We start from the raw sequence: 16464 nt of genomic DNA, 5'->3' as shown, positions 1-16464 counted from the left end.
TCGCTAGCTTTCAGGTTCCCGGTTCGTGGCTCGGCCCCAGATAACATGGGGGCCGGCCATGACCAGAAGCGATAAAAATATACCATGTTGACACCTATTGATACCGCTTGGTAGGTGATCCTATCATACGGAAGATCCAGCGCGACGCGCTCCAGCGGACGTTCAAGGCCGGCGGTTCGTCCGGTCCGTCGTACATCGGGGGGAAGAATGAGAAAAATCATCAGCATCGCCGCCGCGGCGTTCCTCTGGACAGGCTCTCAAGCCATGGCCGCGGATACGCCCGTCAAGATCGGGCTGCTCGAGGACATGTCAGGCATCTTCGCCGACATCGCGGGCAAGGGCTCGGCCGCGGCTGCGCGCATGGCCATCGAGGATTTCGGCGCCTCGGTGCTGGGTCGCCCGATCGAGCTGCTCGTCGCCGACCATCAGAACAAGCCCGACATCGCCTCTGCAACGGCGGCGGAATGGATCAAGGACAAGCATATCGACATGATCACCGGCGTCGCTCACTCGGCGGCATCGCTGGCCGTCAGAGAGCTGACCCGGTCGTCCGGAGTCGTCGACATCATGTCGAGCGGCGGATCGAGCGATCTTACCAACAAGGCGTGTTCTCCCACGGGCTTTCACTGGTCGTGGGACAGCTACATGCTGGTCAAGTCCACGGGCGAGGCCGTCGTGAAGGACGGCGGCAAATCCTGGTTCTTCCTGTCGACCGACAGCGCGTTCGGAGTGGCTTCACAACGCGAGGCGACGGGCATCATCGAGCAGAACGGCGGGACCGTGAAGGGAGCCGTCAAGGTCAGGCCCGGGCTGCCCGACATGACGTCGTTCCTGCTGCAGGCCCAGGGCTCCGGTTCGCAGGTCGTGGGGCTTGCGATCGCCGGGTCCGACTTCATCAATGCGGTCCGTCAGGCATCCGAGTTCGGAATCACCTCCTCGGGCCAGTCCCTGGCGGCGCTGGTCGCGTTCATCACCGATGTTCACAGCATCGGGCTGCAGAATGCCCAGGGCATGTACATCTCGGAACCCTTCTACTGGGACCTGAACGACGACACGCGCAAATTCTCCGAGCGGTTCGACAAGTCCATCGGCGCGATGCCGACCACGGTGCAGGCCGGGATCTACAGCGCGGTCTTCCACTATCTGAAGTCCGTGCAGGCCGCGGGCTCGACCGAGCCGAAGGCGGTTGCCGCGAAGATTCGCGAATTGCCGGTGAACGATTTCTGGACCGTCAATGCACGCGTCAGGGACGATGGCCGTGTCCTCAGGCCCGTTCACCTCTTCCGAGTCAAGTCGCCGGCCGAGTCGAAGCGCCCCTGGGACTACTACAAGCTGGTCGCGACGCTCGACGGGGACGCTGCGGCCCGCCCGCTGGCCGACAGCAGCTGCAGCTTCATCGGGAAAAACTGACAGGATCCTGCGCAGACGGTTCGCAGGTCCACCGTTCGGCTTCGGCAGGAGATCCCGATGGACAATGTCTGCATCGCTACCGGAACGTCCCGAGGCGCCGGAAGGGGCATCGCGAAGGTGTTCCTGGAGCGCGGTCGCATCAAGAATGATGATTGGTGGCAACGCATGATGATCGAGGGCTGTCCGCTGGGCCGGGTGGGGCAGCCGGAGGAGATCGGGGAGCCCCGCCTCCTCCTGGCGTCGCCGGCATCCGTGTTCATTGCCGGCGTGGTCTTGCCCGTGGACGGCGGCTGGTCGATCGCCAAATTCCTTCCCGAGCCTCGGCCGCTTGCCCATCCCGACCGCTCCGAACAGGCTTGAGGACGACGCGATGGCCTCCCATGATCCCCGCGTGCCGGACCGCGACCGTTGCGTCCTGCGCTATGTGCTTGAGCGTGCCTCCCGGGAGTTCGCAGAGCGTCCCTTCGTCCGCTTCGACGACGGGGCGTCGATCACCTACGCCGACTTCAAGCAGCAGGTCGAACGGGTCGCAGCCGGTCTCGCCGCCCTCGGCGTGAGGCAGGGCGATACGGTCACGGTCTGGCTGCCGAACGGCATCGAGATGATCCGTGTCTGGTTCGCGATCAACTGGCTCGGGGCCACCTATGTCCCGATCAACATCGCCTACCGGGGGGCGCTGCTGGCCCATGTCCTGGCCAACGCCGGCTCCCGGGTGATCGTCGCCAGCGTCGATCTCGTCTCGCGGCTGGCCGCCGTCGATACGGCGGAGCTCACGACCTGTGTCGTGGTCGGCGGCCAGGCCGAGGCCGTGCACGCGCTGGCCATGCATGCGGCCGACACCGCGCTCGCCGGCGACCCCGCCGACCTCCCGCCGCTCGCCCGGCCGATCGAGCCCTGGGATCTCCAGTCCATCGTCTACACGTCCGGCACCACCGGCCGGTCGAAGGGGGTGGCGAGCTCCTACGCGCACCTCTTCCACATGAGCGGGCCGCAGAGCTTCTACATGCTCGACGGCACCGATTGCGCGCTGCTGTACCTGCCGTTGTTTCACATCGGCGGGACGGTCCCCGTCTACGCCATGCTGCTGCGCGGCGGCGCGATCGGCTTGGCCGGGGAGTTTGCCACGGAGCGGTTCTGGCCGGCGATCAAGGCGACGCAGGCGACGTTCGTCATCCTGCTGGGCGTGATGACCGGCTTCATCGCGAAACGTCCCCCCTCGCCAGGGGATCGGGATCACCCCCTCAGGAAGGTCCTCATGATCCCCCTCGACGACGGCTGGCGCGCGTTCGGCGAACGCTTCGGCGTGGATGTGTGGACCATCTTCAACATGACCGAGCTGAACATCCCGATCGTGTCTCAGGCCAATCCGCCCAAGCCCGGCACCTGCGGCCGCGTCCGGGACGGCGTCGAGGTCCGGGTCGTCGACGAGAACGATTGCGAAGTCCCGCACGGGACGACCGGCGAGCTGATCGTCCGCGCCGATGCGCCGTGGGCGCTCAACTCCGGCTACTTCAAGGACCCGGAGGCAACCGCGCGGGCGTGGCGCAACGGCTGGTTCCATACGGGCGACGCGTTCAGACGCGATGCGGACGGCGATTTCTTCTTCGTCGACCGGCTGAAGGACGCCATCCGGCGACGCGGCGAGAACATCTCGTCCTTCGAAGTGGAAGCCGAGATCACCGCCCATCCGCACGTCCGCGAGTGCGCCGTGGTCGCGGTGCCGAGCCCGGCCTCCGAGGACGAGGTGCTGGCCGTGGTCTCCCCGGTCCCCGGCCAGACGCTCGATCCGGCCGAGCTGCTCGCGTTCCTGCAACCGCGCCTCGCCCATTTCATGCTGCCGCGATACATCCGCGTCCTGCCCGACCTCCCGAAGACGCCGACGCAGAAAATCGAGAAATACGTTCTCCGCACGGCGGGGATCACCGCGGACACCTGGGACCGGGAGCAAGCCGGCATCCGCATCGGCCGGGAGCGGATCCGTGGCTGACCACGCCGGCGCGGCATGCGGATGCAGGAGCACGCGTCCTCCATCTCCGGACAGATCCTCGGCGTCGACGGCCGATCCGGCTGCGGCCTGTTCTTATCTCTGAGCGAGGAAAGTCGGATGTCGTTCCCCCTTCTTGGCGAGCTTCCCGCACGAGCGGCGGCGCGGTGGCCGGACCGGATCGCGCTCGCCTTTCGCGGCGCGACCTACACCTTCCGCGACCTGGAGGACCGCATCGAGCAGGCGGCGCGCGGGCTGCTCGCGCTGGGCCTGGAGGCCGGCGACAAGGTCGGCCTGATGGTCACCAATCGCCCTGAGTTCGTGATCGCGCTCTTCGCGGTCCTCCGCATCGGTGGCGTTGCCGTTCCCTTCAATACCCGATACCGGGAGACGGACCTCGCCTATGTGCTGGCCCGTGCCGAGTGCCGGGCGCTGGTGACCGTCGACCAGTCGGGGCCGGTCGACTACCTGTCGATCATCGCGACGATCCTGCCCGCGCTGACGGCCCCGCCGCCGTTGCGCGCGGCTGGGTTTCCCCAGCTCGAGCACGTGATCGTCATCGGCGAGCGGAGCCTGCCGGGGGCCCTGCCCTGGCCGCAGCTGATCGCGCGTGGCCGCGGCTCCGGCCCGGACGCGGTGCGCCGCCGGCAGGGCGGGCTCACGCGCCATGATCTGGCGCTGATCATCTTCACGTCGGGAACGACGGGGCACCCGAAGGGGGTCATGCACGACCACAGCTGCGTCGGGAACGTGGCGGAGCGAGCGAGCCTGTGGCGGCTCTCGGCAGGCGAGGCCACCCTGAACTACCTGCCGATGTTCCACTTGTACTCGCTCAGCGAGATCGTGATCTCGAGCTTCCTGACCGGCGTCAAGCAGATCGTGCTCGAGACCTTCGACGCCGACGACGCGCTCGACCTGATCCAGGCCGAACGGGTGACCATCCTGCATGGCTTCGATACCCACTATTCGGATCTGCTGCGGGCGCAGGCACGCAAGGCGCGGGACCTCTCGAGCCTGCGCTTCGGCACCTTTCCGTCGGGGATGGACAGCACCATTCCCGTTTGCCTCGAGGTTCAGGACAAGATCTGTCCCACCGTGAGCGGAGTCGGATCGTCCGAAACCTGGAGCTGGATCGCCACCAGCCCGGTGGAGGCGCCCCGTGATGAACGCTGCGGGCTGTCCGGGCGGCCGATGCGCGGCGTCGAGATCAAGATGATCGACCCGGAGACCCAGGCGGAGGTCCCGCACGGCGTGCCGGGCGAGATGCTGTTCCGGGGCTATACCCTCATGAAGGGCTATTTTGCCGACCCGGACGCGACGGCGAAGGCCCTCGATGCGGACGGCTGGTACCACAGCGGCGATCAAGGGATCATGTACGCGGACGGCAGCATCCGCTTCACGGGACGCTACAAGGAGATGCTCAAGGTCGGCGGCGAGAACGTGTCCGCCCAGGGCGTCGAGCTCGAACTGGCCCAGCTCGTCCCCGGCATCGCCCAGGTCGCCGTCGTGCCCATCCCCGACGAGCGGCTGGCCGAGGTTCCGGTGGCCTACGTGGTCATGGCCGAGCCCCACGGCCTGTGCGACGAGGCGGCGATCATCGGCGCGTGTCGCGGCAGGATCGCGAGCTTCAAGATTCCGCGGCACGTCTTCTTCGTCGACGCGCTGCCGCAAACGTCGTCCGGGAAGGTTCAACGCTACATCCTCAAGGCCAGGGCGGAAGAGGACGTGAGACGCAAAGTCGCCGCAACGGGCGCGGGCGCGGCCGGCTGATCTGTGGGCCGCCGTCCCACCGCGGCAGCGTCGAGCTACTTGACGAAACCAATTGCTACCATTCAGTATATACTGACCTCGTCGCCGCCCTTTGATTTCGGCGAACTACCGACGGCGCGTCTCAGACACGAATAAAACTGGAGGGAGGATGACGATCATGCATCTGCGCAGCGCAGGACTACGGCGCACCTTTGCGGCCGTCGGCGCGTTGGCCCTCTGCCAACTTCACGCCGCCGGGGCCATGGCCGCCGACGCGGGCACGATCCGCATCGGCAATACGGCCATCTACAGCGGGCCCGGCTCCGTCTTCGCGACGGTCGGTAAATCACTTCAGGCCTGCTTCGCCAAGTTCAACGCCGACGGCGGCATCAATGGCCGGAAGATCGACTTCATCTCCGTCGACGACGGGTGGAGCCCACCCAAGACCGTCGAGCAGACCCGGAGCCTGGTCGAGCGGGATCAGGTCCTCTTCATGGCGTTCACGTTCGGCACGGCGACCAGCAAGGCCGTCCAGAAGTATCTGAATACGAACAAGATACCGCAATTGTTCATCCCGACGGGATCGAGCAACTGGAACAATCCGGAGCAATTCCCCTGGACGACCGGCTATCCGCCGACCTACGCATCGGAAGCCGTCATCTATGCCAAGTACATACTGGCCAATATTCCAAATCCGCGCATCGGCGTTCTCTACCAGAACGACGACTTCGGACGAGAATATGTCAGTGGGCTGCGCCGGGAGCTCGGAGCAAAAGCCGATCAACTCATCGTCAAGGCCGTCACCTACGAGAACACCGATCCGACCGTATCGGCCCAGATTGCCTTGTTGAAGGACAGCGGCGCCAACGTGCTCGTCGCGGCTGCGGTCGGCAAGTTCGCCGCGCAGGCGATCAAGGCGGCCGCCGACATCGGCTGGACCCCCGAGCGGTTCATCAGCACCGTCTCCACGTCTCGAACGGTGATGGAGGCGGCCGGTTTGGACACGTCCAAGGGAACGCTCAGCGCGGCATTCATGAAGGACCCGACAGACCCGCAATGGCGCGCCGATACCGAGACAGTCGAATGGGCCAAGTGGATGGACGCGTATTATCCCAGTGGCGACAAGCTGGATATCAACAACGTCCTCGGCTGGACCGGATGCCACACCATCGCGCAGGTCATCAGGCAGGCTGGCGATGACGTATCGCGCGACAACATCATGCGTCAGGCCCTGAGCCTGAAAGATTTCCGTCCCCCGATGATCCTGCCCGGCATCGAGCTCAATACGAGCAAATCCGATCATCAGCCGATGAAGTGTCTCCAGCCGATCCGCTTTGATGGCAGTAGCTGGCAGCGCATCGGCGAGGTCATCTGCTCCGAGGGCAAATGATGTCGCGGGCCTCTTCTGCGACGTAGCCCCATAGCTCGGCGTCGGCCGCAGCAAGGCCGGCCAACGCAGCTTCGGGAGACGGCGGCCGCCCGCCGAGTCGACAGGGCTTCCTGGCGACGCGGCAGGTGGTGGCCGCAGGGCGCCGCGGATAGGCGCCGTTCCCCCGGCCCGGCCGACATCCGCACCGGCTGACCCGGCATGCGAACTGGAGAGAGCGATGACCTCAAGCTTCCCCATCAGGACGCTCCCCGACATCTGTCGCTACTATGCAGCGACGCGGGCCGGGACGACCGCGCTGTCGTTCGAGGGCCGGCTCACGAGCTTTGAAGCGCTGGACACGTCGAGCAGCGACGTTGCGGCGGCGCTCCGCAGCGCCGGCATCGGCAGCGGCGACAGGATCTCGTACCTGGGCAAGAACTGCGATCGCTACTTCGTGCTCCTGATGGGGGCCGCCAAGATCGGCGCCGTGATGGTTCCCCTGAACTGGCGGCTGTCGTCCGCCGAGATCACGTACATCCTCCAGGACTGCGGCGCGAAGATCCTGTTCGTCGCCACCGGCTTCGAGGGCCTGGCGAGAGACATCCGGGGCGAGTTGCGCAGCGTCGGGATGTTCGTTGGCGTCGACACCCCGGACGCGGACTTCACCAGCTACAGCGCGTGGCTCGCCGCCCGTGACGAGCGCGCGCCAACGTACGAGGTGCAGGCCGACGACGTCGTCGTGCAGATCTACACGTCGGGGACCACCGGCAGGCCGAAGGGGGCCATGCTCACGCACACCAACTTCCTCAACGTGCCCAGGCTCTGCTGGGAATCGGAACAGGCGTGGATGAAGTGGCGCGAGGATGACATCGCGCTCGTCGCGTTGCCGGTCGGGCATGTGGGTGGCACGACCTGGGGGCTATGGGTGCTTGCGGCGGGTGTGACGGCGATCGTCCGGCGCGAGTTCGACGCCGAGGACGTTCTGGAGCTGATCGAGAACGAAGGCCTGAACACGTTCTTCCTCGTGCCGGCCACCCTGCAGCTGATCGTCCGGCGCCCGCGCGCCAGGACGGTCGACTACAGCCGGCTCAGGAAAATCACGTACGGCGCCAGTCCGATCCCCAGCGCGCTGCTGCGCGAATGCATGGACGTGTTCAAATGCGGCTTCGTTCAGTTCTACGGCATGACCGAGACCGCCGGCGCCATCTCGGTCCTCCCGCCCGACGACCATGGCTTGGACGACGCGCCGAAGATGCGTTCCGCCGGGCGGCCGTTGCCCGGCTGCGAGGTGGCGATCGTCGACGACGCCGGCACCATCCTCGGCCTGGACCAGCCGGGGGAGATCATCGTCAGGTCCGCGGCCGTCATGGCCGGGTACTGGAACCTGCCTGAAGCGACGCGGGCCGCCCTCACCGGCGACGGCTGGCTTCGGACGGGCGATGTCGGCTATCTGGACCGGGATGGTTACTTGTACATTCACGACCGATTGAAGGATACGATCATCTCCGGCGGAGAGAACATCTATCCGGCGGAGGTCGAGGACGCGCTCTATGGCCACGAGGCCGTGTCGGAGGTTGCCGTGATCGGCGTGCCCTCGGACACATGGGGCGAGGAGGTCAAGGCGCTGGTCGTGCTCAAGCCGGGCGCGGAGACCACGGCGGCCGCGCTGGTCGACCACGCCGCGGCGAAGATAGCCCGCTTCAAGCTGCCGAAGACCGTGGAATTCATCGAGACCATGCCGCGAAATGCCTCCGGGAAGATCCTGAGACGGCAGCTTCGGGAGCCGTATTGGAAAGATCTCGCGAGAAACGTGAACTGACATCGAACTTGTGGCGGCGCGGCGCAGCGATCTGGATTGCGGCGAGCGCCGTCATGACCGCGGCGGCATCAGGACTGGGGAGAAACGCATGAGATGGATAACGCTCGCCGCCGTCACAGCGGCATCGCTGATCGGCACGGCGGCCATGGCCGAGAAAAAGTACGCGCCTGGCGTGACCGACACGGAGATCAGGATCGGCCAGACGACGACCTACTCGGGACCGGCCTCGGCCTACCGTGTCATTCCCATGTCGGAGACGGCCTATTTCAAGATGATCAACGACCAGGGCGGCATCAACGGCCGCAAGATCAACCTGATCAGCCTCGACGACGGCTACAGCCCGCCCAAGACCTTTGAGCAGACGCGCAAGCTGGTGGAGCAGGACGAGGTCGCGCTGATCTTCAACCCGCTCGGCACGCCGACCGGGCTCGTCGTCCGCAAGTACCTCAACGACAGGAAGATCCCTCAGCTGTTCGTGGGCGGCGGCGCAACTCTGTGGGGTGACTACAAGCAGTTCCCGTGGAGCATGGGCTTCCAGCCGTCCTACCAGGCGGAAACGGCGGTCTACGCCAAGCATGTGCTGACGAACAACCCCGACGCTAAGATCGCGCTGTTCTATCAGAACGATGACGCGGGCAAGGACTACGCCAACGGCTTCAAGATGGGTCTCGGGGCCGACAACGCCAAGCGCATGGTCATCGCCGAGGCGACCTACGAGCCGGCCGACCCGAGCATCGACAGCCAGATCGTGAAGCTCAAGGCCTCCGGCGCCGACACGCTGTTCATGCACGCCATTCCCAAGCAGGCGGCACAGGCCATCCGCAAGGTCCACGAGATCGGCTGGAAGCCGAAGATGTTCTTCCTGGCCGCCACCTCGACCTCGGTCTCCAGCGTGCTCCAGCCGGCGGGGTTCGACGCGGCCACCGGCATCATCTCCGCGGCCTATCAGAAGGACCCCACCGACCCGCAATGGGCGAGCGACCCGGCCACCCAGGAGTGGACGGCTTTCATGAGGAAATACTATCCCAACGGCAACCTGCAGGATCAGCTCAACATCTATGCCTACACGGTGGCGCAGGCCCTGGTTCAGGTCCTCAAGAACTGCGGCGACGATCTCTCCCGCGAGAACATCATGAAGCAGGCGGCCAGCATGGACTTCCCGCTGCCGATGCTGCTGCCGGGCATCAAGGTGAAGACGTCGCCGACCGACTACTATCCGATCGAAAGCCAGCAGATGCAGCGCTTCAACGGCCAGAGCTGGGAGCTGTTCGGGCCGGTGATCGGCGATCGATAGTCGGCGGCCTCGCCAAGTGGATAAGGAGAGGCGAATGGACGATCCCGAGCTCGATTATTTGTTGGATCGATTTTCCAAGATGGAGCGAATACATAAACTGCCTGTCCACGAGCTCCGCCGCCAGATGGATCGGCTAGCCGAACGCTTTCCGACCGCCCCCGACGCGTCGGTCACGCCCGTTCAGCTCGGCAACGTACGTGCAGAGCGGACAACGGCGGGCGAGGGGCCTGTCGTCCTGTACCTGCACGGAGGTGGTTACATCGCCGGATCGCCTCGTTCTCATCGGCATCTTACAGAACGCCTGGCCCACGACATCGGCGGAACGGTGTTCAGCCTCGACTACCGTCTTGCTCCGGAGCACCCTTTTCCGGCCGCGATCGAGGATGCAATCGCCGCTTATGAGGAGTTGGCCACGAAGGGACCGATCACGGCCATCGCCGGCGACTCCGCCGGCGGCGGGCTTGCCTTTTCGTTGTTGATTGCCCTCCAGGAAAAACGGTCCCAGATGCCCCGCTGTGCCGTGGCAATTAGTCCTTGGCTTTCGGTCCGCCCGGTGAACGTAACGTATGAGTCCTTCGCCGAGCAGGATTACTTTCTATCGAAAGAGGGGGCAGACTACCTGGCGCGCCAATACGCGCCACCCGAGCTGCACGAGCATCCGCTGGTCTCACCGCTGAACTGCAAAAGCGCCGACTTTCCCCCAATTCTTATCCAGGTCGCCGCCAATGAGGTTCTCGTCGGAGACGTTTACGACTTGGTCGACCGGCTTCGCGCATTCAATGCCGATGTCGAGCTGGACGTGTGGGACAACGTCTTCCACGTCTGGCATCTATATTGGCCAATGCTGAAGAAGGGGCGGGAGGCGATCCGTACGATGTCGGCCTTTATCCTTAGCCACAGTTGATCCTTCTCGGCGGAACGGCCGCCGCCGGAGGCCTTGACGCCGGATCCGATGCAGTTGCATCGGGACGCGCCCCGGCCCGCCGCGCACGATCATCAAGGCCGGAGGCAGGTTCCCGACCCACGAAGCTGCCATCGGGCGTTTCCGCCTCGCCGTGCCGAGGCGACCGCCGGCATCGGCCGGTTCGGCAAACGTGTCGCCGTCTCGGTGCGCCGGGGGCGGTGGCAGGTGGCCCTCGCGAAGCGCAGCCGCACGCGTCGACCACATCGCCGCGGACTTCACGCGTGACGCATTCCCGCCCCACCACCGGCGCGCCCAGCCTCCGAAGCCTGACCACAGCCAACGCAAAAATCATTTCCGCGGCGGCCCCCGATCATGAGACAAGGCGCCCGACGAACCGATACGGGACGAGCCGGGAGCGAGCAAAGCGATGAATGAGCAGTGCGGGCCTTGTCCCGCCGAGCGCCGTGGGCGGCGGCCATGAGCCTGACGAACGAGCCTTATGAGCTGGACGTCGAGATCGTCGAGGAGGCGGGAGCCGACGGCCTGAGCTGGACGGTGCGCGACACCAACGGCGTGCTCGCCCGCTTCAAGAGCGAGGCGCTGGCGCGCTCCTGCGTCGACCAGCTGGAATCGGCGGAGCTGGCGGCGACGAGCCGCCCGCCGGGCGACGGTTGGGAGGAAATCCAGACCCGCGGCTTCACGCGCCACACCGGGCCCATGTGGTTCCGCGTGACCGATGACGGGCCGGTGTTCGGCTTCATCGCGCTGCCCAAGCACCGCAACCGCCGCGGCATCATCCATGGCGGCATGCTGATGACCTTCGCCGACCGGGTGCTCGGGATGCATATCGCCATGGCCGGCGACGACCATCCGCACGCGACGATCCACCTCGACACCCACTTCGTCAGCTCGGTCAAGGTGGGCGAGTTCGTCGAGGCGCGCTGCGAGATCGTGCGCCGGACGCGCTCGGTGGTGTTCGTGGCCGCCACGCTCACTGTCGGCGACCGGCTGATCGCCAGGGCGCAGGGGATCTGGAAATTGCTGTGAGGTTTGTTTTTCTCAGTTGATGGCTGGCCGGGCTCGACCCGGCCAGCCAGCCTTCAGACGCGAACCTTCAGCTTCCGACTATGTTGGGGTCGCGCCAGGCGCGCTCGAACGGCAGACGCCAGGCGTGCGGCGCGATGAGCTGGTGGATCGACTTGGGGCCCCACGAGCCGGTCGGATAGAGCCGCACCGGCGGCGGCGCCTGCAGCAGCGGCGTCGACACCTCCCAGAGGCGCTCGATGCCCTCGGCGGTGGTGAACAGCGTGTGGTCGCCGCGCATGGCGTCGAGAATCAGCCGCTCGTAGGCTTCCAGAACGTCGCCGACCAGGCCGGTGTCGTGCATGGCGAACTGCATGCTCAGCTTGTCGAGCCGCATGCCCGGGCCGGGACGCTTGCCGTAGAACGACAGCGACATCTTCGAGGCGTCGGCGAGATCGAAGGTGAGGTGGTCGGGCCCCTGCGCGCCGACGCCGGAGCCGGCGGGAAACATGCTCTTGGGCGGCTCGCGGAAGGCGATGGAAATGATGCGCTGGCCTTCCGCCAGGCGCTTGCCGGTGCGCAGGAAGAAGGGGACGCCGGCCCAGCGCCAGTTGTCGATGAAGCATTTCAGGGCGATGAAGGTCTCCGTGTCGGATTCCGGGTCGACCCCCTCCTCGGAGCGGTAGCCGACGTACTGGCCGCGCACCACGTCCTTGGGGTCGATCGGCACTACGCTGCGGAAGACCTTGTTCTTCTCCTCGCTGATCGGCGCCGGCGCCAGCGCGGTCGGCGGCTCCATGGCCATGAAGCCGAGGATCTGGAACAGGTGGGTCACCACCATGTCGCGGTAGGCACCGGTGGCCTCGTAGAAGCCGGAGCGCTTGCCGAGACCCAGCGTCTCCGGCACGTCGATCTGCACGTGGTCGATGAAGTTGCGGTTCCAGATCGGCTCGAACAGCCCGTTGCCGAAGCGGAAGGCGAGGATGTTCTGCGCCGGCTCCTTGCCGAGGAAGTGGTCGATGCGGAAGATCTGCCGCTCGGAGAACACCTCGTGCAGCTTGGTGTTCAGCGAGACGGCGCTCTCCAGATCCGTGCCGAACGGCTTTTCCATGATGATCTGCGAGCCCTCGGCGAGATCGGCCTCGGCCAGCATCCGCACCGCGGACAGCGCTGCCGCCGGCGGCACGCTCAGGTAGTGCAGCCGGCAGGCGCCCGCGCCGAGGGCTTGCTCGGCCTGGGCGACGGCCGCCCGCAGGGCGCCGGCGCCCTGCGCCAAAGGAACATAGTCGAGGGTCTCGGCGAAGGCCGCCCAATCGGCCTCGTCGATCTTGCGCGTGGAAAACTGGTCGACCGCCTCGCGGGCGAACCCCCGGAACGCCTCCCGGTCGAGCTCATCGAGCGATACGCCGATGATGCGGCAGCCCGGGATGAAGCCGACGCTGGTGATGTGAAACAGCCCCGGCAGCAGCTTGCGGCGCGACAGGTCGCCGGTGGCGCCGAAGAGCACGACGACCTGCGGATGCTTCGGGCCCACTCCGGGCGGTATCTTGCGCACGTCTCGACTCCCATCCACCGTTACGGCAGCGTCCCGGAGCGCTTCCCGATCGGGTGGAATCACACGATCGGGAAGAAGCGCCCCATATTCGAAAGAGCTAGAGCATTTCGATCCGATCGAGATGCTCTAGACGCCCTTCGTGTTGTGGCACGCTCACGGCGCCCCGCAAAAGCGGGGCCAGCCCGCTCTACCCAAAAGAGAGGACGGCGACAGGGGTGTGACGGCACCGCCGCGACGGCGATGCTTCTGCACGCACCCGCCCTTGCAAAAAATGCGGCCGCCGCGGTCGATCCGGCCCTCGCCCGTTCGACTGGATGAGGCGGCGGATGGCGCCGCCCCAACCGAGGTTATCCCCATGCAGTATCTCTTGCTCATCTACGCAAACGAAGCCACCCGGCCGGAGCAGGGCGCGGACCTGATGACCGCCTACCGCGACTTCACGCAGTCGATCGTCGGCAGCGGCCAGTTCAAGGCGGGCGACGGCCTCCAGCCGACCTCGACGGCCACCACCGTGAGGGTCCGCGAGGGCAAGACGCTGACGACGGACGGCCCGTTCGCCGAGACGCGCGAGCAGCTCGGCGGCTATTATCTCATCGACGCCAAGGACCTCGACGAGGCCATCGCCATCGCCGCGCGCGTGCCCAGCGCCAAGTTCGGCTCCATCGAGGTGCGGCCGGTGATGATCTATAGCTGAAGCCGCCGGCCGTGGCCGGTTGAGCCATGGACCGTGGCGGGACATGAGCGTGAGCGATATCGACGCCGTGTTTCGGGCCGAGGCGGGTCGCGTGCTGGCGACGCTGATCCGCCTCGTCGGCGATTTCGAGCTCGCCGAGGAGGGCCTGCAGGAGGCCTTCGCGACGGCCGTCGAGCAATGGCCCGCCAGCGGCATCCCGCCGAAACCGCGCGCCTGGCTGGTCAACGTGGGCCGCAACAAGGCCATCGACCGCCTGCGCCGTCAGATCCGGTTTCGCGCCAAGCGCTCCGACCTGGAAGCCGAGGCGCGGCTCGCCGGCCAGGTCATGCCGGACGACGGCGACGACGACGGCTTCGGCGACGACATGCTGCGCCTGATCTTCACCTGCTGCCATCCGGCCCTGAACCTCGAGGCCCAGGTCGCGCTGACGCTGCGCGCCGTCTGCGGCCTGTCCACGGAGGCCGTGGCCAGGGCGTTCCTGGTCGGCGAGGAGACCATGGCGCAACGACTGGTGCGCGCCAAGCGGAAGATCCGCGACGCCAGGATCCCCTATCGGACGCCCGAGCCGACGATGCTCGATGAGCGCGTCGACGGTGTGCTCGCCGCCATCTATCTGGTTTTCACCGAAGGCTATGCCGGTACGACCGGCGCCGACCGGCTGCGCGACGATCTCTGCCGCGAGGCCATCCGGCTCGCCCGCCTGCTCGACGTCCTGCTGCCGGACCGGCCGGCGATCCAGGGCCTGCTCGCGCTGATGCTGCTGCACGACGCCCGGCGCGGGGCGCGCACGCTGGCGACCGGGGACCTCGTCCTGCTCGAGGAGCAGGACCGGCAGCGTTGGGACCGCGTGCAGATCGATGAAGGGCTGGTGCTGGTCGAGGCGGCGCTGCGCACGCCGGGCCGGCCGAGCCCCTATGCGGTCCAGGCCGCCATCGCGGCGCTGCACGCGCGCGCCCCGCATCCGGCGGCCACCGACTGGCCGCAGATCGTCGGCCTCTACGAGGTGCTGCTGCGTCTGCACCCCTCGCCGGTCGTCGAGCTCAATCACGCCGCCGCCGTGGCCATGGTCGACGGCCCGGCGCGGGCGCTCGACCTGCTCGACGCGCTCGCCGCCCGCGGCAGCCTCCAGGGCTACCACCTGCTGCCCGGCGCGCGGGCGGACCTCCTGCGGCGGCTGGGCCGGCGGGACGACGCCCGCGAGGCCTATCGCGCGGCGCTCGCGCTGGCGCGCATCGAGCCCGAGCGGCGCCTGTATGCCAGGCGCCTGGCCGAGCTCGACTGACGTCGCGTGCCTTGCGGCCGGGCAGTTGCTCAGCGCCCGGCCGCCTCCGGCAGGGCCAGGCGGACGAGGCTGCTCTGGCCGCGCAACTCGGCGAGGCGCGCCTCCAGCGCGTCGCGCGCCAGCACCGTGTCGGCGATCCGCACGCGATAGATGCCGCCGGGCTTGGGCCCGTCGACGATGACCGCCTTGGCTGCGGAGAGGAACGCCGTCACGTCCGCCGTCGTCGCGGTCGGGGTGAACGCCAGGAGCACGTATGTGCCGGGCGTCTCCGTGGCACCACCGCTCGAGGCCGTCTGGTAGCCGCTGCCGGCCTCGTGCTCGGCGATGAGCGTGCCGATGACGCCCGCCTGCGCCAGGAAGATGATGCAGAGGCCGGCCGTCGTCCAGGCGAGCGTCCGCGGCGACAGCGCCGTCACCGCAGCCGCGAGCCGCTCGGCCATGCTCCGCCGCACCGCCGTGGCTGCCGCGCGCAGGGGTGCCCGCTGCCCCTCGCCCGCATCGATACGGGCGAAGAGATCGTCGCGGACCCGCGCGGGCGGCACGGCGACGGCCTCGTTCAGCAGGATGGTCTCGGCCTGCTCCTCGCGCACTAGGTCGAGGCGGCGGCGCAGCTCCGCGTCGCCGTCGAGCGCGCGCCGCACGCGCTCGGCGTCGGCCGGCTTCAGGCGGCCGGTGGCGTACCACGGCAGCAGGAGCTCGATGTCGGTCTCGCCGGTCGGCGGTTCGGTCGTGCTCATGGCCATCCCCTGTCGACGCCGGCGGCGACCAGGAGCTCGGAGAGGCGCTTGCGCGCGTTGAACACGCGCGTCTTCACCGTATTCTCCGGGATTCCCAGGATCTGCGCCACCTCGTCGAGGCTCTGTTCGTGGTAGTAGACCAAATCGATCACCTCGCGGTGGATCGGCGGCAGACGGTCGAGACATCGGCGCATCACCGCCGCCTTGTCCGCCTTCTGGAGGGTCACCTCCGGATCGTCGGCCTCGTCCTCGATCGCTTCGGCGACCTCCGGCTCCAGCTCGTCCGTGGTCCGCTTGCGGAGCTGCGACAGCGCCTTGAAACGGGCGATGGACAGCAGCCAGGTGGTCACGCTGGCGCGCGCCTCGTAGCGGCCGGCCTGCTGCCACACGTCGAAGAAGACGTCGCCGATGACATCCTCCGCGGCGGCGTCGCTGCGCAGCATGCGCACCAGGAAGCGGTGCACGCGGACGTGATGACGCCCATAGAATACCATCATCGCCGTCCGCTCGCCCGCCGCGATGCGGCGGATGAGGTCCTCGTCCGACGTGCCGCCCATAGCCCCCGCCAAAGCGCGCCCCGCATGCTGGGGCGCCGCCATCCGGTGGGACGGCGGCGCCTCGGTTCGATGGGGCACGTTTCCCGT

The 16464-nt window shown here is 67.1% G+C and carries 14 protein-coding genes; 11 read left to right on the top strand and 3 right to left on the bottom strand.

Translation table 11 applies throughout. From position 1 onward, the window contains the following. The first annotated feature begins 207 nt into the window (after positions 1-207). The 9 genes from ACZ5PO_RS09570 (at position 208) to ACZ5PO_RS09530 (ending at position 11576) form a co-directional block, all read left to right on the top strand. Positions 208-1410 (top strand): ABC transporter substrate-binding protein, encoded by a 1203-nt coding sequence (locus ACZ5PO_RS09570; RefSeq protein WP_464192692.1) that lies wholly within the window; start codon positions 208-210, stop codon positions 1408-1410. Between the two features lie 57 nt (positions 1411-1467). After that, positions 1468-1770 carry an SDR family oxidoreductase gene (locus tag ACZ5PO_RS09565; RefSeq protein ID WP_464192689.1) on the top strand — a complete coding sequence of 101 codons (303 nt, stop codon included), beginning with the start codon at positions 1468-1470 and terminating at the stop codon, positions 1768-1770. A 10-nt stretch (positions 1771-1780) separates the two neighbouring features. After that, positions 1781-3397, top strand: a complete 1617-nt coding sequence (locus tag ACZ5PO_RS09560) for an AMP-binding protein (protein ID WP_464192687.1) — start codon at positions 1781-1783, stop codon at positions 3395-3397. 117 nt (positions 3398-3514) lie between these two features. Beyond that, complete coding sequence (locus tag ACZ5PO_RS09555) at positions 3515-5164, top strand: class I adenylate-forming enzyme family protein (protein ID WP_464192685.1); 1650 nt, start codon at positions 3515-3517, stop codon at positions 5162-5164. Positions 5165-5312: 148 nt separating this feature from the next. Beyond that, on the top strand, positions 5313-6533 hold the full coding sequence (locus ACZ5PO_RS09550; protein ID WP_464192682.1) for an ABC transporter substrate-binding protein: 1221 nt from the start codon (positions 5313-5315) through the stop codon (positions 6531-6533). A 217-nt stretch (positions 6534-6750) separates the two neighbouring features. Beyond that, positions 6751-8331 (top strand): fatty acid--CoA ligase, encoded by a 1581-nt coding sequence (locus tag ACZ5PO_RS09545; RefSeq protein WP_464192680.1) that lies wholly within the window; start codon positions 6751-6753, stop codon positions 8329-8331. Between the two features lie 88 nt (positions 8332-8419). Next, complete coding sequence (locus ACZ5PO_RS09540; protein ID WP_464192677.1) at positions 8420-9625, top strand: ABC transporter substrate-binding protein; 1206 nt, start codon at positions 8420-8422, stop codon at positions 9623-9625. A gap of 34 nt (positions 9626-9659) precedes the next feature. Then, a complete protein-coding gene (locus ACZ5PO_RS09535; protein ID WP_464192675.1) occupies positions 9660-10529 on the top strand; it encodes an alpha/beta hydrolase in 870 nt (289 codons plus the stop codon). 477 nt (positions 10530-11006) lie between these two features. After that, the gene (locus tag ACZ5PO_RS09530) at positions 11007-11576 is read left to right on the top strand and encodes a PaaI family thioesterase (RefSeq protein ID WP_464192673.1); all 570 of its coding nucleotides are present in this window, start codon (positions 11007-11009) and stop codon (positions 11574-11576) included. Between the two features lie 67 nt (positions 11577-11643). Here ACZ5PO_RS09530 and zwf read toward each other — a convergent pair whose 3' ends face one another. After that, on the bottom strand, positions 11644-13107 hold the full coding sequence (gene zwf / locus ACZ5PO_RS09525) for a glucose-6-phosphate dehydrogenase (protein ID WP_464192671.1): 1464 nt from the start codon (positions 13105-13107) through the stop codon (positions 11644-11646). A 355-nt stretch (positions 13108-13462) separates the two neighbouring features. Between zwf and ACZ5PO_RS09520 the strand changes: the two genes are divergently transcribed. Then, positions 13463-13801 (top strand): YciI family protein, encoded by a 339-nt coding sequence (locus tag ACZ5PO_RS09520; protein ID WP_464192669.1) that lies wholly within the window; start codon positions 13463-13465, stop codon positions 13799-13801. A 43-nt stretch (positions 13802-13844) separates the two neighbouring features. After that, on the top strand, positions 13845-15083 hold the full coding sequence (locus ACZ5PO_RS09515; RefSeq protein WP_464192667.1) for an RNA polymerase sigma factor: 1239 nt from the start codon (positions 13845-13847) through the stop codon (positions 15081-15083). A gap of 29 nt (positions 15084-15112) precedes the next feature. Here ACZ5PO_RS09515 and ACZ5PO_RS09510 read toward each other — a convergent pair whose 3' ends face one another. Next, the gene (locus ACZ5PO_RS09510; protein ID WP_464192664.1) at positions 15113-15820 is read right to left on the bottom strand and encodes an anti-sigma factor; all 708 of its coding nucleotides are present in this window, start codon (positions 15818-15820) and stop codon (positions 15113-15115) included. Then, on the bottom strand, positions 15817-16377 hold the full coding sequence (locus ACZ5PO_RS09505) for a sigma-70 family RNA polymerase sigma factor (protein WP_464192662.1): 561 nt from the start codon (positions 16375-16377) through the stop codon (positions 15817-15819). The genes ACZ5PO_RS09510 and ACZ5PO_RS09505 overlap by 4 nt, the downstream gene beginning before the upstream one ends. Between the last annotated feature and the right edge of the window lie 87 nt (positions 16378-16464).

This window comes from Chelatococcus sp. KU-N122, from assembly GCF_055391085.1.
Note: the sequence above shows the minus strand (reverse complement) of the source record. Positions and strands in the feature narration are given on the sequence as shown.